Annotated in this window: 20 protein-coding genes; 12 read left to right on the plus strand and 8 right to left on the minus strand. The window is 54.9% G+C overall.

Translation table 11 applies throughout. From position 1 onward, the window contains the following. Positions 1-40 precede the first annotated feature (40 nt). Positions 41-958: a FliM/FliN family flagellar motor switch protein gene (locus B3527_RS13285; RefSeq protein WP_290480182.1), complete on the minus strand. Its 918-nt coding sequence runs from the start codon at positions 956-958 to the stop codon at positions 41-43. A 168-nt stretch (positions 959-1,126) separates the two neighbouring features. Here B3527_RS13285 and B3527_RS13290 point away from each other — a divergent pair, with 168 nt between their 5' ends. From B3527_RS13290 to B3527_RS13310, 5 genes are read left to right on the plus strand one after another with little or no spacing between them, the layout of a single operon-like run. Then, the gene (locus B3527_RS13290; protein WP_206991609.1) at positions 1,127-1,981 is read left to right on the plus strand and encodes a flagellar motor protein MotB; all 855 of its coding nucleotides are present in this window, start codon (positions 1,127-1,129) and stop codon (positions 1,979-1,981) included. Positions 1,982-2,026: 45 nt separating this feature from the next. After that, a complete protein-coding gene (locus B3527_RS13295; protein ID WP_034814647.1) occupies positions 2,027-3,337 on the plus strand; it encodes a flagellar hook protein FlgE in 1,311 nt (436 codons plus the stop codon). 28 nt (positions 3,338-3,365) lie between these two features. Continuing rightward, positions 3,366-4,814, plus strand: a complete 1,449-nt coding sequence (gene flgK, locus B3527_RS13300) for a flagellar hook-associated protein FlgK (protein WP_290480183.1) — start codon at positions 3,366-3,368, stop codon at positions 4,812-4,814. 1 nt (position 4,815) lies between these two features. Continuing rightward, positions 4,816-5,796, plus strand: coding sequence for a flagellin (locus B3527_RS13305; RefSeq protein WP_290480184.1), 981 nt, complete (start codon positions 4,816-4,818; stop codon positions 5,794-5,796). Positions 5,797-5,798: 2 nt separating this feature from the next. Continuing rightward, the gene (locus tag B3527_RS13310; protein ID WP_242517422.1) at positions 5,799-6,911 is read left to right on the plus strand and encodes a flagellar basal body P-ring protein FlgI; all 1,113 of its coding nucleotides are present in this window, start codon (positions 5,799-5,801) and stop codon (positions 6,909-6,911) included. A gap of 42 nt (positions 6,912-6,953) precedes the next feature. Here the strand turns inward: B3527_RS13310 and B3527_RS13315 are convergent, their stop codons facing one another. The 5 genes from B3527_RS13315 to fliF are packed head-to-tail and all read right to left on the minus strand — an operon-like array spanning position 6,954 to position 11,234. After that, the gene (locus B3527_RS13315; RefSeq protein WP_206991612.1) at positions 6,954-8,072 is read right to left on the minus strand and encodes a FliG C-terminal domain-containing protein; all 1,119 of its coding nucleotides are present in this window, start codon (positions 8,070-8,072) and stop codon (positions 6,954-6,956) included. Then, the gene (fliP, locus tag B3527_RS13320; RefSeq protein ID WP_206991613.1) at positions 8,069-8,851 is read right to left on the minus strand and encodes a flagellar type III secretion system pore protein FliP; all 783 of its coding nucleotides are present in this window, start codon (positions 8,849-8,851) and stop codon (positions 8,069-8,071) included. Before fliP ends, B3527_RS13315 begins: the two co-directional genes overlap by 4 nt. Continuing rightward, complete coding sequence (locus tag B3527_RS13325; protein ID WP_206991614.1) at positions 8,835-9,158, minus strand: FliM/FliN family flagellar motor switch protein; 324 nt, start codon at positions 9,156-9,158, stop codon at positions 8,835-8,837. Before B3527_RS13325 ends, fliP begins: the two co-directional genes overlap by 17 nt. Beyond that, positions 9,158-9,721 carry a hypothetical protein gene (locus B3527_RS13330; protein ID WP_206991615.1) on the minus strand — a complete coding sequence of 188 codons (564 nt, stop codon included), beginning with the start codon at positions 9,719-9,721 and terminating at the stop codon, positions 9,158-9,160. Before B3527_RS13330 ends, B3527_RS13325 begins: the two co-directional genes overlap by 1 nt. Further along, on the minus strand, positions 9,714-11,234 hold the full coding sequence (gene fliF, locus B3527_RS13335; RefSeq protein ID WP_206991616.1) for a flagellar basal-body MS-ring/collar protein FliF: 1,521 nt from the start codon (positions 11,232-11,234) through the stop codon (positions 9,714-9,716). Before fliF ends, B3527_RS13330 begins: the two co-directional genes overlap by 8 nt. 115 nt (positions 11,235-11,349) lie before the next feature. Here fliF and B3527_RS13340 point away from each other — a divergent pair, with 115 nt between their 5' ends. From B3527_RS13340 to B3527_RS13350, 3 genes are read left to right on the plus strand one after another with little or no spacing between them, the layout of a single operon-like run. Continuing rightward, a complete protein-coding gene (locus B3527_RS13340) occupies positions 11,350-11,862 on the plus strand; it encodes a flagellar basal body-associated FliL family protein (protein WP_206991617.1) in 513 nt (170 codons plus the stop codon). A 1-nt stretch (position 11,863) separates the two neighbouring features. Next, complete coding sequence (locus tag B3527_RS13345; protein WP_290480185.1) at positions 11,864-12,382, plus strand: hypothetical protein; 519 nt, start codon at positions 11,864-11,866, stop codon at positions 12,380-12,382. Further along, the gene (locus B3527_RS13350; RefSeq protein WP_051607780.1) at positions 12,366-12,971 is read left to right on the plus strand and encodes a MotE family protein; all 606 of its coding nucleotides are present in this window, start codon (positions 12,366-12,368) and stop codon (positions 12,969-12,971) included. The genes B3527_RS13345 and B3527_RS13350 overlap by 17 nt, the downstream gene beginning before the upstream one ends. Before the next feature lie 25 nt (positions 12,972-12,996). Here the strand turns inward: B3527_RS13350 and B3527_RS13355 are convergent, their stop codons facing one another. Further along, on the minus strand, positions 12,997-13,767 hold the full coding sequence (locus tag B3527_RS13355) for a response regulator (RefSeq protein WP_290480186.1): 771 nt from the start codon (positions 13,765-13,767) through the stop codon (positions 12,997-12,999). 512 nt (positions 13,768-14,279) lie between these two features. On the opposite strand from B3527_RS13355, the gene B3527_RS13360 reads away from it, so the two are divergent. The 3 genes from B3527_RS13360 to B3527_RS13370 all read left to right on the plus strand — a co-directional run bounded on the left by B3527_RS13360 (position 14,280) and on the right by B3527_RS13370 (position 22,178). Then, positions 14,280-17,405 (plus strand): PAS domain S-box protein, encoded by a 3,126-nt coding sequence (locus B3527_RS13360; RefSeq protein ID WP_290480187.1) that lies wholly within the window; start codon positions 14,280-14,282, stop codon positions 17,403-17,405. Between the two features lie 222 nt (positions 17,406-17,627). After that, positions 17,628-20,405: a TonB-dependent receptor gene (locus B3527_RS13365; protein ID WP_290480188.1), complete on the plus strand. Its 2,778-nt coding sequence runs from the start codon at positions 17,628-17,630 to the stop codon at positions 20,403-20,405. 150 nt (positions 20,406-20,555) lie between these two features. Continuing rightward, on the plus strand, positions 20,556-22,178 hold the full coding sequence (locus B3527_RS13370; protein WP_290480189.1) for a family 43 glycosylhydrolase: 1,623 nt from the start codon (positions 20,556-20,558) through the stop codon (positions 22,176-22,178). On the opposite strand, the gene B3527_RS13375 is transcribed toward B3527_RS13370, so the two are convergent. Continuing rightward, positions 22,175-22,984, minus strand: a complete 810-nt coding sequence (locus tag B3527_RS13375; RefSeq protein ID WP_206991623.1) for a 2-keto-4-pentenoate hydratase — start codon at positions 22,982-22,984, stop codon at positions 22,175-22,177. The two genes, B3527_RS13370 and B3527_RS13375, sit on opposite strands and share 4 nt — an antisense overlap. A gap of 148 nt (positions 22,985-23,132) precedes the next feature. Between B3527_RS13375 and B3527_RS13380 the strand changes: the two genes are divergently transcribed. Beyond that, a complete protein-coding gene (locus B3527_RS13380; protein WP_290480190.1) occupies positions 23,133-24,518 on the plus strand; it encodes a pectate lyase family protein in 1,386 nt (461 codons plus the stop codon). The last annotated feature ends 5 nt before the right edge of the window (positions 24,519-24,523 follow it).

A 24,523-nucleotide genomic window follows, 5' to 3' on the forward strand; every position in this document is an offset into this window, starting at 1 on the left:
TACAAACTCCTTCGATTCCTCCGCTGACACGGGGACTGATTCAAATTTCCGCAATTTCTCTGATGACGTCTTCCGGAACCGGCGAACGCAACTTGAGCGCTCTGAAACCTTTCCAAGCACCTAATTCGCCCTGACTAATGGGCAAAGAGCCGCTGACCGTGTCCGCGCTCAGAACCAATTTGTCCATCTTGGCATTTGGTAGCGTGATCACCTGCCCCACTTCCAGTTGTGAACATTCGCCAATCGTCATCGGCATGGATTCCAGCACAGCATCGAGCACGACCGTCGTGCTCCGCACCCGCTCCCGCAGGACATCCCGACCAGTCTCATCAGGAGCGGTCTTGGGCTCCACACGTTCCTGAAGTGTGCGGACAAGCTTTTTTACGTCATCCATCTTCAAGACCAGCTGAATCTCTGGCGCATCGTCACCGCCTTCCATCAACCAGCTGTCTTCACCACCATCACCGCCAAGCGTATAGACGACGCTCAAGTACGTGATGTCTTGACTGAATGTGTCACCGGAGGCGGAGAAATCGGCGAGATGAGGTGGGCTGGCGGTCGCTTGCTGCGTCGCCGAAGCGACGACTCGGGACCATAATCCGCGCGCAGCATGTTCGGACATAAGCCGCAGAAACAGGTCCGGGGCGCTCTTCAGAGTACTTGCATCCTGACGCAACCGCGTTGCCGCATACTTGCGGGCACCCATAGAGTTGATTGCGACGGCCACAACCGGACCGACAGCCTCCGAAACAGAGACAAACGCATATGACCCCTCAAAAGATTGGGCAGGTTGGCTACCCGTTAGGACTTTCTGACTAGAAATGGATGGAATGATGGTTAAGCCGTAAACATCCTTGGCCCAGTGGCCGATCGCAGAAGATAACGTTGCCCAGAGCGCGTCGCACAGCCGGACAGCGGGAGGTAAGCCTCCCGCAGCTTCTATCTTTTTCTGCAGCACAGAAGACACAAGACACCCGCAAATATGAATACCAGTTCCGTTGGTAGGAATTCAGTAATTTGGTTGCTGAATAGTTACCAAGACCGCATCAAACGGCCGTCCGGGATTATCCGTAATTTGATTTCGCCCTGTTACTACGGACATTCTTGAACACAGGGCGGACACCAAATGGTCGATCCTAAATCGACAAATACGCAACCTATCATCATCAAGCGCAAGAAGGTGGTCAAAGGTGACGGTCACCATGGTGGCGCCTGGAAGGTTGCCTATGCTGACTTTGTCACCGCGATGATGGCGTTCTTTCTGCTAATGTGGCTGCTAAACGCAACCACGGAAGATCAGCGAAAAGGTATTGCCGACTATTTCAACCCGACTATCCCGATCAGCCGGATCTCAGGCGGTGGATCTGATGGACTGAACGGTTCTTCCATGTTCACCGAAGACACTTACGCCAAGATGGGCACGGGCGGCACGCGCCAACAAACTGTCGACTCACCTAGAAAAGAAGCCCAGTCCGGCGCCAGCAAGGAAGAAGTCGCAGAGAATCTCCATAACCTCAGACAAGAACTGGGCGAAAAGTCCAAACAGCTTTCCGAGCACTTGATGATCAAGATGTCTCCTGAAGGCATGGTGCTCGAAGTGATTGACTCGGATAGTTCCCCCCTGTTCGCCGTTGGCAACAGCAACCCCACTCCCCTGCTTAAGGAATTGCTGGCGTCGATTTCCGGTTCGCTTGACGCGTTTCGTAATGATATCAAGATTGTTGGCCATACCGACAGCTTGCAATACCGTCTGGATGCGAACTACGACAATTGGAACCTGTCCACCGACAGGGCCAACGTCATCCGCAAGCTTCTGCTCGAAAAAGGCATGATGCCATCACGGTTACGCGAGGTCTCCGGCCGGGCCGATACTGATCCACTCGCTCCGGAAAATCCTTCGGCGTCCCAAAACCGAAGGATATCGATCATCATCCTGACGGACGGCCAGTCCAAAGATGAATCAAGGTTATCTGCTTATTAACAAATCCGCTCCAGTGATAGAGTACATCTGTCGTAGGAGTCGACCATGAGCATTTCTTCATCCCTGAATGCGGGCGTGATGGGGCTGAACTCAAATTCAAGCCGTCTTTCCGCCATTTCTGACAATATCGCGAACTCATCAACTTACGGCTACAAGCGAAGCCAAGTTGATTTTTCAAGCATGGTTCTGCAACAGCAGTCCTCTGCTTACGCCGCAGGCGGCGTCCGGGTTACGGCCTTTAAGGACATTGCCGCAACGGGATCGCTCATCTCTACGGGCAACGCAACCGACCTTGCGGTCTCGGGCCGCGGTTTAGTTCCGGTTACAGACAATACAGGCGTGAATTCGCTGTCGTCGGAGCGCAGCCTGATGATGCTTCCAACGGGCTCATTCTACGCAGACGAAAGCGGAAACCTCCGGACTCAGAGCGGGCTCTTCCTGCTTGGTTGGCCTGCGAACTCCGACGGTGAAATCGGCAATGTCAGCCGCAACAGTGGTACCGACCTTGAGCCTGTCAACATTGCGGCATCCCAGTATACTGCCTCCCCAACATCGCGCATCGAACTCGGCATCAACCTTCCGGCCGATGCTACTACAGCTGGTGGAACGGGTGAGAGCTACACTCTGCCGATAGAGTACTTCGACAATCTGGGCCGGGCCCAAACATTGTCTTTGGAATTCAGCCCGAACGTTCCCGCATCAGGCTCAAGCAATGCCTGGTCGGTGGAGATATTCGATAGCGCAGGCGACCCGGCCGTTTCGATTGGCGATCTGGCCGTCAACTTCTCCGACAGCGCTGTAAATGGCGGCCGTATCGACACCGGTGGTGTCACCGCGTCCAACGGTGCGACCTATGATGATACGACCGGCACCGTAACGCTGAATCTGCCCCACGGTGATGTCGAGGTATTCATCGGCCGACCGAATGACAGCGCGGGTATCACTCAGCTCTCCGCCAACTTCTCACCAACTTCGGTTAGCAAGGACGGGGCACCCATCGGGGACCTTCAGTCTGTTGAAATTGACGAGAATGGCTATCTGCAAGCCATCTACAATACCGGCTTCCGCCGGACCCTCTACCAGATTCCGGTTGGTGATGTTCCGAACATGAACGGACTGAAGGCATTGGACGGTCAGGCCTTTCGTGTTTCTGCTGAAAGCGGAAACTTGTACCTCTGGGACGCTGGGACCGGGCCGGTGGGCAGCATCGAGGGCTACGCCCTTATGGAATCCACAACCGATATCGCTGCGGAGCTTACAGACCTGATTGAAACACAGCGCGCCTACTCTTCCAGCGCGAAGATCGTGCAGACGGTCGACGAGATGCTACAAGAGACAACCAATCTGAAGCGCTGATCCGCAACTCTGACAGGCGAACTCTGCTTTGAGTATTTCCCACGCCATCAACGCAGCACAATCCGGCCTGAAGGTATCTGGCCTTCGGGCCGACATTGTCGCCACGAACGTCGCAAACGCATCAACGCCGGGCTATGTCCGGCGGTCTGTGCTGGTGGGCGAAACTTTGCTTGGCGGCCGCACCAGCGGCGTGGCCGCTTCAGGCATTTCGCGCTCTGCCGATTCTGCGCTCTCTGCAGAGCGCCGGAGCCTTTCCAGTGATGTTGCACAGTCCAGCCTGATGTCCAGCACATGGCAAGTGCTCTCATCCCGCATAGGGGATGACGCTGAAGGCACCGGGCTTTTCAGCAAGTTTTCCAAGTTTGAGGCGGCCCTGTCTGCCTCGGTCACTTCTCCGGAGTCCAGCACCCAGCTTGCCGCTTTGCTGGACTCGGCCAATGCTGTTGTGACGGAGTTGAACAATCTCTCGCAACTGGTCAGCCAGCAACGCTCGGAAGCTGATCGCGAGATCGCAGACGGCGTGAACGTCGTAAATGCCGCGCTGAAGCAGGTCGAAGAACTCAACGGTTTGCTGGCGGGCATGGACCGCTCGACATCCCAGGCAGCCGCACTGATGGATGACCGCGACAGAACACTTGATACAATCGCAGAATATCTGCCAATCGAAGCGATTCCGCGCGATGGTGGCGTTGTGGATGTCATAACTGTCGAAGGTGTCTACCTCGTTGCGGGAACTGCCAAGCAATTGGAATTCTCGCCCGCCAATTCATTTGGCGCGGATATGACACTGGACAATGGTGCACTTTCGGGCCTCTCGGTGAATGGGCAGGAACTGACGCCCGGTGCGTCCAGTTACGCCGCTATATCGAGTGGTATGTTCGGCGCGCTCTTCACCTTGCGCGACACAGACCTTCCAAATTTTGGAGCCCAACTCGATACGATCGCCAACGACCTTGTGACCCGCTTGTCGGATGACTCGATCGATCCGACAAAAGTACCCGGCGAGTTCGGCATGTTTGTCGACACAGGCACGCCGGGCGATCCGGGTCTCGCTGGTCGCATCGACCTGAACGCCCAAGTTGACCCGGCACAAGGCGGTAGCCTTTGGCGGTTGAGGGATGGCATCGGCGCCGCAGTTGAGGGCCCGCCCGGAGACAACTCCATTCTTTCTGCTATGTCCAACGCCTTCACCAAAATACAATCGATGAATTCGAACGGTATCCAGGGCGGCTTCTCTGCAACCGAATTGGTTGCACATGTTGCGTCACTCACCGGGCAAACCCGTATCTCTCACGAATCAGTGCTTTCTTCGGCATCCACGCAGCACGACCTTCTGATTGAGGCCGAATTGTCTGAGACCGGAGTCGATATCGATAGTCAGATGCAGGACTTGCTAGCAATCGAACAGGCTTATGCAGCAAACGCCCGGGTCATCGAGATTGCGAACCAGATGATGCAGAAGCTGATGGAGATCTGATATGGACCGCTTCTCTATTTCCTCCGGCCTGATGACTGCCAGCCTCGGTCAGCACATTTCTGAATTGCGGACCCAGATCGGCAAAACATCGACAGAGGCCACGACGGGTCGATATGAGGACCTTACGCTTCATCTATCCGGCCGGATCGGTAAGGCCATGCTTGGTCAGAAGGCGCTGGCAGACATCTCAACTGATCGCGAAGTCCTCAACCTGCGCGCGAGCCGACTGTCGCTGATCCAAACAAGCCTGGGCACGGTTCAAGAGAGTTCAAGTGGCATCGCCGCAAACATGCTGAGCGCTATCGGCGGCGAGCATGAAACAGATGTGGGTATTGCAGCACGGGACGCAAAGGCCGCCCTGTCCGCGTCGCTCTCGTCTCTGAATGCGCGATATGGAGACCGCTTCCTCTTCGCAGGAGACGCTACATCCACGCTTCCCTTTTCCGATCAGTCCGCACTTTTGGCTGACATCGAGCTGATTGCGGATAGCGCAACCGACAGTGCCGACTTCGCGACTCAGCTGGATGACTATTTTACCTCGCCAACAGGCGGTTGGTTGCAGAATATCTACCAAGGCAGCACGACCGCGTCCGACCCGGAGAGCGTCACCGCAGATAATGACGCAATCAAGTCGCTCATCAGAGATTTGGCCGTATTGGCAATCTCGGGTCCGGATGGCCCACTCGCCTCTTTGGACGGTTACAAAACGCTTGTTCAGGAGACATCTCTGAGCCTGTCGTCGAGCGAAACGCAAATCACCAATCTACGGGCAGATCTCGGCGTATATGAAGAGCGGAATGCGATCGAACAAAAAACGCTCGACACGGAAGAAACAGTACTGACTGCGTCATTCAACGATCTGACTGCGCGAGACCAGTATGAAGCCGCAACGGAGCTGCAATCGCTGCAGACGACGTTGGAAGCATCTTATCTGATTACTGCCCGCCTGTCCCAACTGTCACTCCTGAATTATCTGGGCTAAGAATGATGCTTCGGAAAACACTCCTCATCGCCGCGCTCTGCTTTGGTCTCTTCGGGGGTTCCGCCCCTGCCGATGCGCAAACCCGCCTTCGGGATATCGTCGATGTTGAAGGCGTGCGGCAAAACGATCTTATCGGATATGGTATCGTGGTCGGCCTCAATGGCACGGGCGATTCAGTTCGAAACTCACCGTTCACAGAAGACTCGCTGACATACATGCTTGAGCGCCTTGGCGTGAATGTCCAAGGTGAGGATATCAAGCCCAACAATGCCGCAGCTGTTCTTGTGACAGCCACGCTACCCTCCTTTGCACGTAATGGATCGACCATAGACATATCGGTCGCCTCGATCGGAGACGCCAAGAGCCTTGAGGGCGGCACCCTGATCCTCACGCCCCTGAAGGGCGCAGACAATGAAGTTTATGCAGTCGCTCAAGGTAGCATCATCGTCTCCGGTATTGATGTTCAAGCCGCCGCCGCACGCGAAACGCGTGGTACGCCGACAGCAGGCGCCATCCCGAATGGGGCCCGCATCGAGCGTGAAATCGGCTATGACTTCAATGACCGCGAGAGCCTGACACTCGCCCTGCGCGATCCGGATTTCACGACAGCCGCCCGCATCGAAGACGTCATCAACTCGGCCTATGGTGCCCAGATCGCCTATACTCGTGATCCTGGCACGATTGATCTGGACCTTCGCGGGATCAATGGGACGCCCTCCCGTATCCTCGCAGATATCGAAAACTTGCCCGTCAGCGTGTCTGTGCCGGCGCGAATAGTGATTGATGAGAAATCCGGTACGATCGTACTTGGCGAGGATGTCACCATTTCCAAAGTTGCGATTGCTCAGGGCAACATCTCTATCAAGGTGGTGGAAAGCCCCGTTGTGTCCCAGCCGAATCCGTTTGCGCGAGGCGAGTCCATCGCCCTGCCCCGCTCACGCATCACAATCGGCCAGACCGGCAGTAAGAATATTGCGATGCTGAACCCAAACGTGTCACTCTCAGAGTTGATATCTGGGCTGAATGCGCTAGGGGTTACGCCTCAGGAAACTGCCGATATCATTCGCACAATGAAAGCAGCGGGCGCCCTTCACGCAGACCTGATCATCCGTTGAACTGGTAAGACAAGTTGGACAGGAACTTATTCGTGTCAGGCCCTACTCGGCCTCGTCTTCTTCAGGCTTGCCGACCTTGATCGCCCCTTCCCGCTTGAGGGTCATCAGGGACATCAGGAACTGACGTTGGAGCTTCTCGCCCTTCTCAGCAGATATTTTTCCCACGTCTTCGAGCTGTAGGCGATACTGGTCCGCCAAGCGCGACGAGATGTTGCTGAGCAAATAATCTGAAACTTCCGATCCACCCTCGCGGAGACTCGCAAGGAGTTGGACCATTGTCTCTTCGCCAAGTTCCCGGAATACAATTGCAACAGCTTCTCGGGGCAAAATTTCTGGCAGGCTGCTGATGGTAAACATGACCCGCTCGATGCTTTTCATCTTGCCTTCATGCTCGCTACTGAGGAAGGCCATGATCCGATCACGCTTGTCACTCGGGACAAGGCTGAGCATTTCACCAATGGATTCCAAGTGAGCCGTATCTTCGGTTGCGCCCGGACCAGCTTCAGTATTGTTCAGCAATTCAATCTCGACCATGTGGGCAAGCACGGAATAGATTTCCGGGTCTGGCGCCTCATCCTCGACCAAATGACCGACCACCGGGTCCAGTTGCTCCTCACCCAGAAAGCCGACAATTTCCGATGCCGCAGCGACATCCAATCGGCGCAGGATTAGAGCGATGATATTGGGGGTCAGTGTCAGAAAATAGGTTGCGACCTGTTGCGCATCATAATTCTCAAGCCGCTCCCAGGTGTCGCCAACCTCTTCCACCACGACTTCCTGTTGTGGCTCGCCAGTACCGTATATCTGATCATAGCGTTTCTGATCGAGGATGTTCGCGATGACTTCACGAGCCTTGTCCTGTCCTCCGGAGAACGAACCGCTCGCGGCGCGCAATTCTTTCAGGAAGTCGATTGCAATCTCAACAAGCTGCTCCCGAGGAAGTTTGGAAACTGTTTCCAACGCAGCAGCAACCTGGGCCATGGTCTGGTCATCAAGACGCTCAACGATGGGACGTGCCTCGGCTTCACCAAGCATGGCAATGACCACAGCAGCCTTCTGTGCACGCGTCAGACCCGCAATGCGCGAGGAGCCAGTCTGTGGCCCTGTTCTGGCTACAGCCTGCCTTTGTGTCGGTTGTTTCAACTCTACGACCGAACTCATCCGGCATATCCTCGCAAAAGTGCTTCCGTTATCTTCAACCAGCCATCCGCGAGAACTATGAATCCAACCTTAAAAGGAAGCGAAACCACGGTCGGCGGCACCATCATCATGCCGACTGCCATCAGAACAGATGAGACGACCAGATCAATAACAAGGAATGGCAGGAAAATTACGAAGCCGATCTGAAATGCGTGCTTGATCTCGGACAACATGAATGCCGTCGAAAGCAGAGCGAATGTTGGCTCCTCCCCTTCCACCACAGGGCGGTTCACCGCATCGGCAAGAACAGGGATGGTTTCTGGATCGACACGGGCCGTCATGAATTCACGGAAAGGCGTTGTCGCGGCCGTCCAGGCCTGTCCCTCGTCAATTGTACCCTCCATGTATGGAGAGATGCCTGAAGACCATGCTTCCATGAAGGTTGGCTCCATGACGAAGAAGGTGAGGAACATGGCAAGCGCCATAATGAGCATGTTTGGAGGCGCTTGCTGTACGCCGATGGCCTGACGCAGAAATGAAAAGACAATAATCATGAATGGCAGACAGGTCGCCATCATGGCGATGCCTGGCGCCAGACTGAGCACTGTCACCAAAACAAGCAGTAGTACGACAGAGCCGCTGAGTCCGCCCTCGCCGCCATTCCCAAGGAATCCATCCGGAATGGTTATCTGAGCTGGATCAACGGATTGCGCGTAAGCTGCGCCGGAAAGCGCATACAGGAGAATTAGTATGAACAAGCCGCCAGCAAAACGCGGCAGGTGTTCAAGTCCCCTTAGCATCGGGATCCTCCGCGATCTCCGTGATTTTTACGCCTAAACCACCCTCCTCCGTCTCAATCAACTCGCCTCGCGCGATGAGCCGGTTGTCTACCGAAAGAGATACAGGGTCTTCTATGCGCGCCGCGAGCGCGATCACGGAATCCGGTTTCAAATCCAGTATTTCAGAAACGGTCAGACGCTTCTGGCCGATGGAGACGATCACATTGACCGGGACGTTATAGATGGATCGATAGACTTTGCCGCCCGGCAAGGCCTCATCCTGCTCAATCATGTTTTCGTCCGAAGGCGTCATTTCGGGAATAGCCATCACAATGTTTCCTTCTGATTCGTTTGCATAGACTGCAGTCGGCCAAGGCAGGCCTCCAGCAACCCGTCGAATTCCAACGACAATCCGCCCGTCACCCAGGACACTTCCACACCCTGGCGCTCGGATGCAGGCGTCGGAGAAACGAGGCACCGGTTGGCAAGTTTATTTGAGCGCTGAACAACACCCTGAATGTCATTTGCAAGAAGCTCGGGAGCCGTGATTTCCACTCGATTTGCCGATTCCGGTAACAGGCTTGGCAATTGTCGACCAATCTCTTCTGCCAAGAACATTTTTGAAAGTTCCGGGAACAACTTTTCCGCTATCGCGGTAACCCAGTTCGTTGTTTGAACAAGCAGAAGATCATTCGTACGCTCAATCTCTTCCGACAATCGCGTCAAGAGAACTTCCACATTCGGATCGAGCGCCGGCACAATCTCGGCTGGCGCCTCGGGCTCATGAAAATCTACAGCGGTTACAGTATCCGCCATTGTACTGGCGGTGCCAGCCGTATCGTCAGTAGTCTGGTCAAATCTCGGCAGGTTGGCGAAAGGCGACTCACTCATTGACCAGCGCCTTCCGGTCTTCGTTCAGCCACTCCTGAAGCAGGCTTGCTGTTTCATCCTGGCGCTCCCGAGTATAGTCTTTAAGATAATCCAAGGGGTCGACTGGATCGTTCGTAAGCGCCGGGGTCGTGCCTGCGATTGCACCTGCGTCAGTGCCCAGATCAGATTTCGCTCCCTGAGCCAGTAAGGGCCGGACAACGCCGAAGCCCAGAACAATCACAACCAAACCTAGCAGAATGGCTTGCAAGGCAGACCAGAAATAGCGCTCCGTAAGGGTCTCGACGAGACCGGGAGCGGGTGTGAGCTCTTCGACCTCCAGTTCCTGAAACGGCATCAAGTCTACGGTCAGAGAGTCCCCCCGATCAGCGTTAAGGCCGGCACCAGAAAGGATCAATTGTTCAAAATCGGCCACCAAGCTGCGCATCAAGGGAGCAGAATCTTCGGCGTTGGCATCAAAACCGAGGACTTGTTCGTTTAGCAGTACAGCAACAGAAATACGTTCGATTTCACCCGGTAATGTTTCGGTTTCACGGCGTGTCTCATTGATGTCGTAGACAACACTCTCGGTCGAGTTTTTCACCGTGCTGTTGCCGCCGCCCTGGCTTCCGGCTCCTTGCGGCAGATTACTGGACACGGTGACACCTCCGCCCCCACCACCGCTGGCTTCGCTGGTGTCATTGCTGGTGCGATTGCGAATTACGCGTGAATTCGGGTCAAACACCACTTCGGACACGCGCTGGCGTTGGCGATTGACATCAACCGTCACGGACACGCGCGCATTGCCCGGACCGACACGGGCCTCCAGCAAGCGCAGAATCTTTTGTTCCAGAGTGCTCGACTGGCCCTCGGCGACGATTCCCGGTTCTTCCATGCGGTCGATATTGGGCCCCGCCAGCATACCTCGCTTCGGATCGATCACGGCCACATCGGCCGGATCGAGTCCGGACACAGCGAGGGCGACGAGGTACTGGATAGCCTCAGCCTGGCTCGCACTGATCCGGTTGCTGGAAACCAAGGTCACGGATGCAGTTTGTGATGGGCCGGATCGGGAAAAACCCGATCGAAGGCTGGCGCCGATATGCACTCGGGCGGATGATACACCCGGAATGGCCAGCACGGTGCGGGTCAGTTCGCCTTCCTTCGCTCGCCAGTAAGTCGCATTGTACATTTCCGACGTGATCGAGAAGCCATTCACATCATCAAGCAGCTCATAACCGCTGACAGACTGCTGTGGCAGCCCGTCCTTGGCCAGCGCAAAACGAACCGAGTCGCGATCGGAGTTCGGAACAAAGATCGCCTCGCCGCGGATCTCATATTCGACGCCGCGCTTTTCGAGCTCTGCGATCACTTCACCGGTGTGCATCGGGTCCAGTCCGGCATACAGCAGGCCCATGGGCTGCTTGACCGCACCTTGAACGAGCAACGACATGGCGAAGACCACACCCGCAACTGCACCCACAAGTGCGAGTTTCTGCGCCGTTGATAGCGCCTTCAGTGTGTCTAAAAGTTTCATAGGCCAGAAAACCCCGATCCCAACGCCATCATTCCATTGGTTAATATTTTCCGCGAAATCATTAACGCTTCCTTTACCCAGAAATTAATAAGCCTTTGTCAGCAGCAATTTTTTATTGGGTAACGTTTTGGCCTCTGACGCGAACACAGAACTTCCTGAAGAAAAGTCTTCCGGTGGTGGGTTGATCCCGCTTGTGGTGTTGGCTGTCGTCAGCATGGCTGGCGCATTCGGGATCGTCTATTTCCTGTCGCCCAATGCCCCTGCGGCAGCACTTGCATGTGCGCCAGGCGAAGGTGGCAAGCCGGCTCATACGCCGCTCGCGCTGGAAGATCACGTCTATGTAGAGTTGCAAGAAATCCTTGTCACGATAGGTAATGAGCCGGCCACTCGCTATGTTAAGATCAAGACTTCTGTCATCTCAGACAACAGTCATGTCAGCGCGGTAAAGAAAGCCGAACCCATGCTGGTCGATGCTTTCGTCGGTTACCTCCGTGCACTTCAGCTCTCTGATTTCGAGTCAGCTGACTTCTACCCGAAGATGAGGGAGCAACTCGCAATGCGATCCGAAATTGTGCTCGGTGCGGATGCTTCGCACGGCGTGCTCGTAACCGAATTCCTGCTACGGTAAGATGATGCCTCTAGATCCCTCCGACATAGCGCTCTTTCTCGTTTCGTTTGCGGCTTGCCTCTACTGTGCCCTGCTCAGCCGCAGGCTCAAGGCCCTGCAAAATACCAAGGATGGCTTGGGCGCATCCATTCGCGCCATGTCCGAATCAGTCGCCGCAGTTTCATCAGCGCGACACGAAGCGAAGGCTCAATCTGGAGAAATAGCAGTTCGACTTACCGCAATCCTCACTGAGGCGCATGACGCTGGCAAGAAGCTGACGGAGTTGAAAGATGCACTCGAAATGAAGGATCGGGAGATCTCCCGCAAGATTCAGGCAGCTGATGCCGAGATTCGCATAACTGTACGCGACGCACTTGCTCAGTCATCAGATAGGGTCGCGGAGATCACGCGGCTGACCAAGCGCCTTGAAGCCGTCGCTAACCAGGCAGCCTCCAGTCTGGACAGTTCCGACTATCTTTTCGAAGACGATGATACGATCAAGACCAAAAGGGTATATGAGAGCTATGGGCATAAAGAGTAGCGGACGCACTCATGTTCTTCTGACGATCGGTGCCTTGTTCACGATCGCAGGCGGGACCCGGTGGTTGCCCCAGGCGTTTGCAACGACAGGTGCGGAATCACTCAGCAGCCGTCCATCTGACGTGCTGCCCAAGAGCTATGTCGACGATTCCGATACTGTGCGGAAGGTTTGCCTTACAGGCGACCTCGTCGAAGCGATGGAGCAAGACCAGAAGACTATCGAGCAACGCATTTCTGACCTGCGGGCGGAAGAAATTCAGTTTCAGAATCGGAAGATGGAACTGGACCAGCAGGCGGAAGACCTCAAATCGATCCAGATCCAGTTGGATGATAGATGGCAACGCATGGCAGAGGCGGCCAATGAGGACATCCAGCACCTTGCCCAGATGTACGGCGCAATGAAACCAGATCAGGCCGCAGGGATCTTCAACCAAATGGACGCCGGCTTCGCGGCAGGCTTCTTGCGGCTCATCCCGAGCGACCAAGCCGGCCTGATCCTTGCCAATATGGAAAACGAAAAGGCATATGTTGTCAGCGTCAAAATCGCGTCGACCAACAGTGACCTACGCGACGACGCGGTCCTGCCTTAGGCGAACCCCTTCGAACTCAGCCACATTAGGCAAAAATGGATGCGTTCAAGTGCACGGCGTTGTTCACAGCTTCCCGTACGCGCCAGATGTCGAACGGCTTTGGTACCACCCCATCCCGATTCTCACACCCGTCTTCCTCCAACCGCTCGGGGTGCGCCGTAATGAAAATAGTCGGCACCCTATAGCCGAGTGTTTCGCGAATCTTGTGAACGACTGTCCAGCCACAGACGTCGTTACCCAAATCTATATCCGAGAGGATTAATCCAATGTCCCGCTTTTCTGCAAAGGTCATGGCTTCGTCGCGCGTATAAGCAATTCCAGCGACCCAATGACCAGTTTGCTCCACCAGCACGGAAAGCAGCTCCGCCATATAGGGCTCATCTTCAATGATCAGCACGCCGGTACGTGAGGCAGCTGCAACAACTGGCTCAACACGAGCAATAATGTGGGTGACCTCATCAACATGTAAACCGGTGATCCGCGCCAAATCCTCCGTCCCAAATCCGCCGATTATGGACAATAACAGCACTCGCCGGTCCACGACCTCCAATCCATGTAGAATGGGATGGACACGGTCACTCACCGAATGGGCTTGGGCGATCTGATGCAGCCTGTGGTCAAGTTGACGAAACAGGCACGCCCGATCCACGCCCGTTGAGCCTGCGGCCTGGACTGATCCGATCAAGTCTCCCAAAACATCGCAGACTACCTGGTCGCCGGCATCAATCGATCCCAGCAACAATTGCGCATAGGATCTCAAGGATTTGAGTTCTGAAGAAACGATATCCGAAAACATCTTAGCCCCTTGGTCCCTTGCCTCAATCAAGAGAGTAATTCAGCCGTGTACTCAAAGCATTGTACCACAGAATTTCTCCCACTGCGGGAAAACCGATGATCTAAACTCAATTGAAACAAGTTTCCATCCAAATCAGCAGCTCATCTATTTACCGAGTTAGGGGACACACGATGGGGATACAGGTACCAATTTGTCAGATCAGTTATGGCGATCGCCCACCCTGTGATCTTTCTGAAGAGATCAGTACTGCTGAACCAAAGGCGATTTCCGGGTATTTGCACAGGCACAGCTGTGAGCGCCGTGTTGCGTTGGCTACATTCTGATTGAAAATGTCTCCATGCCGGGCAGCTTCCGCATGAATTCGCCTGCGGCAGAGCACGGGCAATCACACAATCCGTCTGCATGCGGACTGCAAGACGGCAACACAAACACGGATCTGATCCATGCCAAGCGCAGCTCCTAACACCTCATCAGCCACTAGAAAAACCAGTCGCGCCACCAGCCGCCTCGGCATGTTGGCTAGAAGCCTAGGTGTCGGAATCGTCATTTTCGTCGTTGCCGTTGCGATGATCGAGTTAACGCGCGGCGCTGGGCGTGTGGCCGCCGTCTGGCCAGCGAATGCGATCCTGATCGTCTTGCTTCTGAAGAACCCGCGCAGGAACTGGATTCCCCTTCTCACGGCGATGATGACCGCGCTGGTGCTCGCAAACATCTATTCAGGAGACCCGGTTCTCCGGGCGTTCATTCTGGCTCTGGCGAACGTAGCAGAAGTCTGCTGCGTCGCCTTTATTTTCATGTACCAGCGCAAAATACGGTTCATCAGCCTGGCGGGAATTTCTACTTTGATCATGGGCGGATTCGTCGGCAGCCTCTTGTCATCCCTTATGGCTGCAACAGGATTGTTCACGAGTGGAGAGACCCTCGTACTCTCTGAAGCCCTCGTATGGTTCTCAGCAGACTTTCTAGGCATAGTTCTGTTCACTCCGATAATCTGGTCTTTGGCGGATCGCTCGAAAAAATTCGTCAGCACGTCGCCTGACCTTCAATACATTCTGAAGCTGGGGCTATTGTGTGCGACGACTTTCTTCGTTTTCGCCCAGAGCGACTATCCATTCCTCTTCCTCGTACCCCCCGCGCTCGTATTCCTCGCCTTTGGGGGAGGCGTAAAAGCGGCCGCCATTGGACTACTCACGATCACGGCAATCGCTTTGCCGTTCACGTTGGCTGGCACTGGCCCAGTACACCTGATGTCAGCCGAATTCACTTCCAAGATTCTGGCACTTCAACTATTCTTGGCGACAAACTCCATTCTCGGGCTCGCTGTCGGAGCAGCCTCTTCGGACCGCCGTCGACTGATCAATCATATCAGACGGTCTCGAGAACGCTTGTCGAGCAAGTCACGCGAACAACAGGAGATGCTGACAAAGGCCCACTTGGCCGAGCGTATGGCGGGCGTAGGTCACTGGACTCTGAACCCATCCACTCAGGAAGTGGACTGGTCGCCGGAAGTTTATGCAATTCACGGCGTCACAAAAGAAGAATTCAACCCGATGTATGGCGACGCGATAATGTTCTACGCAGAGGAAGACCGCGATCGTGTGCGGGCTCTGGTCGAGCGCGCTGTCAACAACGCCGTAGGCTGGGAATTTCAAGCCACGATTGTTCGAAAGTCGGATGGCAAGAGGCGGCGCGTGCGCTCTATCGGAGATTTTCTTGTGGACAAGACCGGAAAGGTCGAGCGAGTGTTCGGCGTGTTCAAGGATGTCACAGACGAGCAGGTTGTACTTGAAGCACTTGCGAATAGCGAATCCAAGTACCGGACCCTCGCGGAGAACTCTACAGACATCATTGTAAAGTTCGGTTTGGATGGAATCATCACCTATGCGTCGCCCGCATGCGAGATTTTGGGTGTTTCGCCAGAAGATGCAATTGGCTTGTCAACATTGGACTTCGCGATTCCGGAAGACCGCGGACGTGCGTCAGAAATCACCCAATCACTATTCCAGAATGACGCCATTGATCCATCTGTGCAAAGAGAATTTCGAGTGAAGAACAAGCACGGCAATGTGATCTGGCTGGAGGGCAATCCGAAGCTCATTCAGGGTGAGGATGGTCGCCCCCGCGAGGTAATATCGACCTTCCGGGACATCACGGATCGCAAGGAAAGGGAGCAGGCCTTGGCCGAAGCCCGCGCTGAAGCCGAAGCTGCTGGCAAGGCAAAAGCGGAGTTCCTCTCGAATATGAGCCACGAAATTCGTACGCCCCTGAATGGTATTCTTGGCTTCACGCAATTGTTGGAGCAGACGGATCTGAATGAAGAGCAAAGGCTGTTCACTACCCGCACGATGAAGGCCGGGCGCCTATTGAAAGATATAGTCAACGATATTCTGGATTACTCCAAGATCGAGGCAGAAAGCATCCAGTTGGAAGAGCGTGCTGTCGACATTGCTCAACTTGTTCAGGATACGATCGACCTTGTTCACGCTGCAAGGGATTCTCGGTCGGTGCCGTTGACATCCGTCGTGGAGAGCAAAGGCGCCCTCATTGACGAAGTTCGGCTGAAACAGATACTGACCAATCTGATCGGAAATGCCGCAAAATTCACAACCGAAGGATCAGTCCGAGTCAGCGCCTCCCAGGAGGGAGACTTGCTGAAGTTTGAAGTGGCAGATACCGGGCCTGGTATCCCCGATGACAAACTGGAAAGCGTCTTTGAAGGGTTCAAGCAGGCTGACAATAGCGTCACTCGAAAGTTTGGCGGCACAGGCTTGGGGCTTTCCATAAGTCGATCTCTTGCCCGGCTAATGGGGGGAGAATTGCACCTGGAAAGCGAACTTGGACGGGGTACGGTTGCGAAACTGGTATTGCCGTTCAAACCTGCGGAAGTGCCGATGTCCGACTTCCGCTCGACTGGCATAACCCCACAACTCGGAAAGCTCAAGATCATGGCCGTTGACGATGTCGCCATGAATTTGGAACTGATTGAATTGGGGCTCGAAAAGTTCGGTCACTCGGTTCAGGGCTTTCTGTCGGCGCATGGTGCGCTCTCGTCCCTTCGTAAGGGCGACACGTATGATATCATCCTGATGGATGTCCAGATGCCGGAATTCGATGGCATTGCTGCGACACGCGAGATTCGGGCTCTGTCTGCGCCAGCCAGTCAAATTCCGATTGTAGCACTGACCGCAAATGTCCTGCCCGAACAGATCGCCGAGTGTATGAAAGCTGGCATGACGGATCATGCCCCCAAGCCGATTGATATCGTTCAACTAAATGCGCTTGTTTCAGCCCTCACCACACAGCAGGCTGGTCAGGCCGATTCCACCCATCAGCAACAACCGGTCAACGATCCGATGGAGCAACTCAAGCTCAAATATCGGGACTACCTCACCACAGTACCTGCAGAGTTCGCGGCCATCTTGGACAAAGAGGACCGCAAAGTGGTGCTGGAAGAGATCCGTCAATTGTCTCACTCTATTGCCGGCAGCGCCGGTAGCTTCGGTTACACAGAAGTCTCAACCGCCGCATTTTCTCTGGAATCGGTCGCGCGGGACATGAGCGAGAGCGGCAAACTCACAGTAGAACTGGCTGAGAGCTTGAGCGAATTTATTCGGGTCACAGAGCAACTTGTTGCCTGACCTGGGCCCACGGCGCGTGGCGATTCCCAGTTGAATATGGAATCCGATACCCATGAAACAGAGAGCCGTCGGCACCCCCGATGAGCAGAATTACGCCAAGCAAGCCCAACCTCGGATCACGAATCGAAACGAGACAGACTTGAACAGCGGGGTGAAATAGGATAACCATTCCTGACACCGGTGTCATTCGGTGATAAAATAAATATCGGGAGGAAAATTAGAATGCGGGTATCCACCAGAGTCAGAATCCTTGCGGGCGTGTCCCTGGCCAGCCTAATGCTGTCAGGTTCCATAGCGTATGCGCAGGAAACCATAGATGAACCATCGGCAGATGAGGCAGACCAAGTACTCGACAGTGTCGTGGTAACCGGTTTCCGTGATTCACTTGCTGAAGCACTTGATCTCAAGAAACAATCGACCGGAGTGGTCGATGCCATCGTCGCTGAAGACATTGCCGCTTTTCCAGACCTGAACCTCGCTGAATCGCTTCAGCGCATTCCCGGCATCGCGATTGATCGTCAGGCTGGCGAAGGTCGGCGCATCACGGTGCGAGGCCTCTCGGGCGACTTCACGCGTGTGCGCATCAACGGTATGGACGCCTTGTCCACCGGTGGTGGATCAGACGCCTCTGGTGGTACAAACCGCAGCCGCTCGTTCGATTTCAATACATTTGCGTCCGAGTTGTTCAGCCAACTGGTTGTTCGAAAGTCACAGTCCTCGTCCATTGAGGAAGGATCGCTTGGTGCAGTTGTCGAACTTCAGACGGCGCGTCCTCTGGACTATGACGATGGGTGGACCTTCTCGGCATCCGCACAGGCCCTCTACAATGATCTCGTAGAAGACACGTCGCCTCGCCTTGCCGGCCTAGCTTCCTACAAGAACGACACTGGCACGTTTGGCGCGCTGGTTTCTGCAGCATTTCAAGACCGCACAATCCGCGAAGAAGGCTTTTCTTCTGTCCGATTTGATGATCAAGGCACATTCCGTTCTGTGAACGGCGCAGGCTGTATTGGCGCGGACCCGATGCCAGCTGCCTGTGAGGAAGTCCGCAACTCCTATTATGCGCGCATCCCGCGCTATGGTCGCCTCACTTATGATCAGGAACGCACCGGTCTAACCGGCGCACTACAATTCCGTCCAACTGACCGGACCACAATCACGGTGGAAGGACTCTACTCTGAGCTGGATGCACAGCGCGACGAAGAGTTCCTGCAAGTCTTCGTACGATCGAATACCGACAATATTGCGGTAACGGACTACAACGTGAATAGCGATGGCGTTCTGGACTATCTGCAAGGCGATGTCCTCGCCGATACGAGCAATGGCATCATCCCGATGCGCAGCGAACATCGCCGGGACTACTACACGACCGAGTTCACGCAGCTGACACTCGAAGTCGAACACGACTTCTCCGACACGCTGCGGGGTTCTTTCTTTGCAGGTCAGTCCTCATCCAGCTTCGATAACCCGGTTCAGGCGACAGTTTTCTTTGACGCTGCCAACCCGGTCGAAGGTTATAGCTATGATTTTCGGAACGATTTGAATCTCCCGGCCATCAGCTATGGCAACACGGATGTAACGGATCCGTCCCAATTCCTGTTCACGCAGTTCCGGAATCGCCCTCAGGGGTCTGACAATGATTTCGAGACCGTCCGGGCCGATCTGTATTATGACTTCTCCCCAACCATGACATTGTCGGGTGGACTGAGTTTCAAGAAATATGACTTCTCGACACGCGAAATACGTATCGACGGCAATGTCGCAGATCTCGACGGCTTCACCGAGCCGCCAGTCGTCAGTGGTGACTTGGTTGGACTGGTAAGCGGTTATGGAAACGGACTGGACTACGGCTCCAACGATACGTCGTGGGTTAGCGCCAATTGGGACGCCGCCATCGACTTGAGCGGCATCCTGGATATCACAGGGGACATCGGCTCAAGGCCTCAAAGCAACCGTTCGGTCGAAGAAGAAGACTTGGGCGGCTACGTCCAGCTCGACTTCGAAACCGACCTGTCAGGCATGAATCTCCGTGGAGATATCGGTGCGCGGTATGTTGAAACGACTACCACTGCTTCGGGTTATGTGCCTGGCAGTGGCGGACTTGCGCTCCGCACGGTGGAAAACTCCTATACAGATTTCCTTCCGGCGCTGAACCTTGTTCTGGAAGCCTCCGACCAAATTCAGTTCCGCGCTGGCGTCGCCAAAGTCATGGCCCGACCATCGCTCGGAAATCTGACACCGGGCGGTAGCCTCGATACGTTCAGCGGCGAGCCATATACATTCAGCATCGGAAATCCTGAGCTCGATCCCTACCGGGCCACAGCTTTTGACCTCAGCGCCGAATGGTATTTTGCAGAGGAGAGCCTTCTGGCTGTGTCGTTCTTCTACAAGGACGTGGAATCCTTCTTCCTGACCCCTGCCAGCAACGAAGTGGCTTTCAGTTCACTCGGTCTGCCGGCCAGCGTGGCCTCTTCGACCAGCCCACTGGGAGAAGATCTGGCGAACGGGCTTGATCCGATCGTCGCGGTCAGCCAGGTGGCAAATGGTGGAGAAGCCTCGATCCAGGGTCTGGAACTTGTGTACCAGCAACCCTTCTTCTTCCTGCCGGGTCTTCTACAGAATGCCGGATTTGTAGGGAACCTAACCTATGTCGATTCCGACGAAATCAGAAACTTCTCGGAAATCTCGCACAACATGACTCTGTACTATGAGACAGACCGGTTCTCGGCACGCGTATCCGGTGCGTATCGGGATGAATACCAAACCCGAGCTCCAAATAGTTCGGGACGCACCGAAGGTCGCGAGGAGCGGGGTGTCGCATCGACCTACAACGTGGATCTGTCGATGTCATACGCGCTGACAGATCAGCTCGACCTGACCTTTGAGGGCATCAATCTGACGGATGAGTTCGAGCATCAGACATTTGACCAGCTCAATCTCCCGACCCTCTACCATCATACCGGCCGGAACTTCCTGTTCGGCGCCCGGTATACATTCTAGGGAACTTTCGGGGTACGGACCGGCGACACAATCTGAAGCCGCCGGTCCAGATCATTCGATATAGTTTTGAAAATTGCGATCCTCCCAAGGCGCATTTTCTGAGTGGCCCCGGCGAGATCCTCGCAGGGGCCACTTTTTAAGGTGCAACATATGAAGAACTCTCTGACCCGACGCCAAAGCCTGCTTCTCCTGGGGACGACACTCGCCACGAAGGCTTGCACGACGCCCGCTTCAGAAGCTGCCGTCAGAAGCGAATCCCCCGCTCCGAATCGTCCGGACTGGGGAAGAGGATACGAGAATCAAAGAATCGCTGACCGCAAGGATGGGACATTCCTGAACCCGATTTTCTCGGGCGACAGGCCGGACCCCTCAATTATCAGAGACTGCGATACCTACTATCTCACATTCTCAAGCTTTGACGCTTACCCTGGTCTGTTCATCTGGCAGTCGACCGATTTGGTGAATTGGCAACCTGTGGGTCCGGCGCTAACCCATCCCATCGGCTCGGTATGGGCACCCGATCTCATAAAGCATGGGGATCGTTTTTACATTTACATTCCTGCACGGAGCAAGAACAGAAAATCCATCTATGTCATTTACGCCAATCAAATAGACGGGCCATGGAGCAAACCCGTCGATCTGGACCTCCCGGATCATATTGATCCCGCCCACGCGGTTGGCGAAGACGGCAAGAGATACCTTTTCCTGTCAAACGGCGATCTGGTTGAACTCTCAGACGACGGCCTTTCGACCGTTGGGGATGTGGAACACATCTACGACCCCTGGCGATATCCTGAAGACTGGGATGTCGAATGTTTTTGTCCGGAAGGACCCAAAATCCTCCGAAAGGATAACTGGTTCTATATGCTGACAGCCGTGGGTGGCACTGCCGGTCCCCCTACCGGGCACATGGTCATTGCGGCGCGCGCCCGATCCGTCAAAGGACCGTGGCAACATGCACCGAACAATCCTCAAGTCCGCACCACCGACCGCTCCGAATCCTGGTGGTCGAGAGGACATGCCACCCTCATTGAAGGACCGGCGGGCGATTGGTGGATGATTTCACACGGTTATGAGAACGGGTTCTGGACGCTTGGAAGGCAATGCCTCTTGGAGCCAATCCGTTGGAGAGAAGACGGCTGGTTTGAATCGTTGGGCGGAGACCTGTCAACCCCCTTCCCCAAACCCTTACCCAGCCAGCATCAGCCTCATGGTCTTCCGCTTTCTGATGATTTCTCGACCTCGTCACTGGGTCCGCAATGGGTGTTCTATGATCCTTCGCCTGTTGAACATGATCGCATTGACCTTGATGGTGATGGATTGCGCATGACCGCGAAGGGTGAGACCCCGGCCGACACATCGCCTCTTTGTGTGATCCCCGGAGATCGCGCCTATGAAGTGACGGCACGGATGGAATTGGACCCGGGGTCACGTGCAGGACTTCTCCTGTTTTACAATTCAGGATTATTCTGCGGTTTGAGCTACGGACCGGAGGGCCTCGTCATGCATCGCTATGGTCAGGAGCGTTCACGTCCGAACGATTTGGATGCTGGCCTCACACACCTTGAAATCAAGGTTCGCAACGACAATCACGTCGTCACATTCTTTACCCGTCTGCCGGGCGAAAGATGGAAGAAATTCGATGTTCAGATGGAAGTGTCTGGCTATCACCACAATACGGCATATGACTTCCTCAGCCTCCGCCCAGGATTGATGGCGGCCGGGAAGGGTCATGTTCGTTTCAGTCAGTTCCGGTACAAAGCACTTTCCTAAGCGGCGGTACCGACAAATTTTCCGACGGAGGACAGCCGCAGATCGATATCCCGGGCCCCTCGGGTTCGAATCACGGCTTTCTGACCTACACTTGCGGCGTGAACACCTGTCACCGCTCCGGTCGAGATTGCCATCCCCTTCTTCAACGGCATTCCGCGACGCGCGGCATTTTCTAGCATGAAGCGCAAGGATTCAATCGGACCTCCGGGAATCCCGCTCGCATCTCCTGTGCCGACAGTAAGTCCATCAATCGTGGTTTCAAACGGCCAACGGTTAAATTCCAGAGACCGCCATTCAGGCAATTCATCGCCAATGATCAGACCATGATTGTTGCCGAAATCAGATATTGTCACCAGCGGCCCGTGATCATTGATTTCGGAAAAAGGGCTGCTGGCGATTTCTACACCCGCATGAATCGAGCCGACCAAGGCGATCGCGTCCTCTGTGGAATACTCGGTCTTCGAAGGTTCTGCATCGGACGAGACAATCAGTACACACTCCCCTTCAACCGCCGAAAATCCTTCTGCATAAACGGGGGTTTCCATGACTCCGACAGTCTGATTGTGGATTTGCGATTTGAAAATCGGGCCCGCCAAGCGATCCGTTCCATAACGATCAATATCTGCCCCATTAATGCGGCCAACTTTCCAACCAGCTAGCTCGTCGGGCCACATATCGATGGCGGCATCCTGTATGGAATAGGCCTCGGAAATGGATTGGGGCACAGTGCCCGGATACTCAGCCAGACTGCCGGCGGCAAGTCGCGCCTGAACGAATTTTTTTGCTATATTTTCAACTACGCTCACGCTTTTTCCTCAGCCTGCCTATCTTGGGGTAGACACTATAGGAAACCGGTGTCATTTTCAAACCTCCATAGTGATAAAAAGTGATCCGGAACGAGCGAATACTTGAAATCGGTCGGCAAATCCGGGGACAAGAAGTGAGGAAACACCCATGGCGAGACCGAATTATGCTCCCTTCCCAAGAATGATTGCTGCGTCAGCGCTGTTAGTCCTGTCCGGCTGCGCCACCGCACAGCCGCTAGGTGTCGCTCCAGCGGAGACTGAAACAACAGCCTCTGTACCAGTTGCCCCGTGGATGGGTCCGCTCGGGCCAGCAGCAATGACGGCGGGAGGGCGCGGCGGAGAAATCGTCAGAGTGACAAGCTTGGAATCCGATGGACCTGGTACACTCAGAGCAGCGCTGGAGGCCGATGGTCCCAAAATCATCGTATTTGAAGTGGGCGGCGTCATTGACCTTGATGGCAACAATTTGCGAGTTAGCTCGTCCAACACAACAATTGCGGGCCAGACCGCGCCGTCACCTGGCATTACCCTTATACGTGGTGGCATGGTTATCACCGGCGACGACATTATCGTTCAGCACATGCGTATTCGCCCGGGCGATCTGGGTGAAGGCTTACGAAGCGGCCGAGACATAGATGCGATCACGACGATCGCAGCTCACAATGTTATTGTCGACCACTGTTCGCTTAGCTGGGCGACGGATGAAAACCTGTCCGCTTCCGGCCCACGTTTCACCGGCGAAACTCCCAAAGACTGGCGCGAAGGCACATCACACACAATCGCCTATACCAACAACATCATCGCTGAAGGTCTGTCCCATTCGACACATGCGAAGGGAGAGCACTCAAAGGGATCGCTCATACATGACAATGTCAGCGATATCCTGATCTACGGAAATCTATACGCTCACAATTTCGAGCGCAGCCCACTTTTCAAGGGCGGCGTACAAGGCGCGATCGTGAACAATTTCATCTATAATCCCGGACAGCGCGGCGTTCACTATAATCTGCAAGGACTGGAATGGGGCGACGTGCCTGCGGAGACGGGCCGAATGGACCTGATCGGCAACGTGATGCGCGCGGGCCCCTCGACCAGCGAACGGTTACCGCTACTCATGATTGGGGGCGATGGCGACCTGGACCTCCACATATCTGGCAACATCTCCATAGATCACTGGGGTCATGAATTGCCGGAGCTTGGGCGCTACACATCATCTTCCACTCAGATTGCAGAACAGTCTGAACCTTCTGACATTGTTGCAGGGTTGCCAATTTTGGCTGCGAATCAGGTTGAGCGCTACGTCCTGAAGAACGCTGGCGCGCGCCCTTGGGACAGGGACTCAGTGGACGTTCGCATTTTGGCCGACACGGCGGAGGGGCGCGGTGAAATCATCGACAGTCAAAATCAAGTCGGCGGATATCCGACCGCGAGTCCGACCCACCGCGCCTTTGATCCGGCCCTGTGGGATTTGGAGACGATGCAACCTGCCGCTCCAGAAGCGCTGGACTCCGGCTTGAAAGCCAAGGGGACTTGAAGCCA

The sequence above is a fragment of the Hyphomonas sp. UBA4505 genome (genome assembly GCF_002388685.1).
GTDB lineage: Bacteria > Pseudomonadota > Alphaproteobacteria > Caulobacterales > Hyphomonadaceae > Hyphomonas.

What these genes read in the sequence shown, in the direction of transcription:
- B3527_RS13365 (WP_290480188.1), top strand. Translation starts at nt 17,628, where the DNA reads ATGCGGGTATCCACCAGAGTCAGAATCCTTGCGGGCGTGTCCCTGGCC.
- B3527_RS13315 (WP_206991612.1), bottom strand. Translation starts at nt 8,072, where the DNA reads ATGAGTTCGGTCGTAGAGTTGAAACAACCGACACAAAGGCAGGCTGTA.
- B3527_RS13360 (WP_290480187.1), top strand. Translation starts at nt 14,280, where the DNA reads ATGTTGGCTAGAAGCCTAGGTGTCGGAATCGTCATTTTCGTCGTTGCC.
- B3527_RS13325 (WP_206991614.1), bottom strand. Translation starts at nt 9,158, where the DNA reads ATGGCTATTCCCGAAATGACGCCTTCGGACGAAAACATGATTGAGCAG.
- B3527_RS13295 (WP_034814647.1), top strand. Translation starts at nt 2,027, where the DNA reads ATGAGCATTTCTTCATCCCTGAATGCGGGCGTGATGGGGCTGAACTCA.
- B3527_RS13305 (WP_290480184.1), top strand. Translation starts at nt 4,816, where the DNA reads ATGGACCGCTTCTCTATTTCCTCCGGCCTGATGACTGCCAGCCTCGGT.
- B3527_RS13345 (WP_290480185.1), top strand. Translation starts at nt 11,864, where the DNA reads ATGATGCCTCTAGATCCCTCCGACATAGCGCTCTTTCTCGTTTCGTTT.
- B3527_RS13310 (WP_242517422.1), top strand. Translation starts at nt 5,799, where the DNA reads ATGATGCTTCGGAAAACACTCCTCATCGCCGCGCTCTGCTTTGGTCTC.
- B3527_RS13380 (WP_290480190.1), top strand. Translation starts at nt 23,133, where the DNA reads ATGGCGAGACCGAATTATGCTCCCTTCCCAAGAATGATTGCTGCGTCA.
- B3527_RS13290 (WP_206991609.1), top strand. Translation starts at nt 1,127, where the DNA reads ATGGTCGATCCTAAATCGACAAATACGCAACCTATCATCATCAAGCGC.
- fliF (WP_206991616.1), bottom strand. Translation starts at nt 11,234, where the DNA reads ATGAAACTTTTAGACACACTGAAGGCGCTATCAACGGCGCAGAAACTC.
- fliP (WP_206991613.1), bottom strand. Translation starts at nt 8,851, where the DNA reads ATGCTAAGGGGACTTGAACACCTGCCGCGTTTTGCTGGCGGCTTGTTC.
- B3527_RS13350 (WP_051607780.1), top strand. Translation starts at nt 12,366, where the DNA reads ATGGGCATAAAGAGTAGCGGACGCACTCATGTTCTTCTGACGATCGGT.
- B3527_RS13370 (WP_290480189.1), top strand. Translation starts at nt 20,556, where the DNA reads ATGAAGAACTCTCTGACCCGACGCCAAAGCCTGCTTCTCCTGGGGACG.
- B3527_RS13330 (WP_206991615.1), bottom strand. Translation starts at nt 9,721, where the DNA reads ATGAGTGAGTCGCCTTTCGCCAACCTGCCGAGATTTGACCAGACTACT.
- B3527_RS13355 (WP_290480186.1), bottom strand. Translation starts at nt 13,767, where the DNA reads ATGTTTTCGGATATCGTTTCTTCAGAACTCAAATCCTTGAGATCCTAT.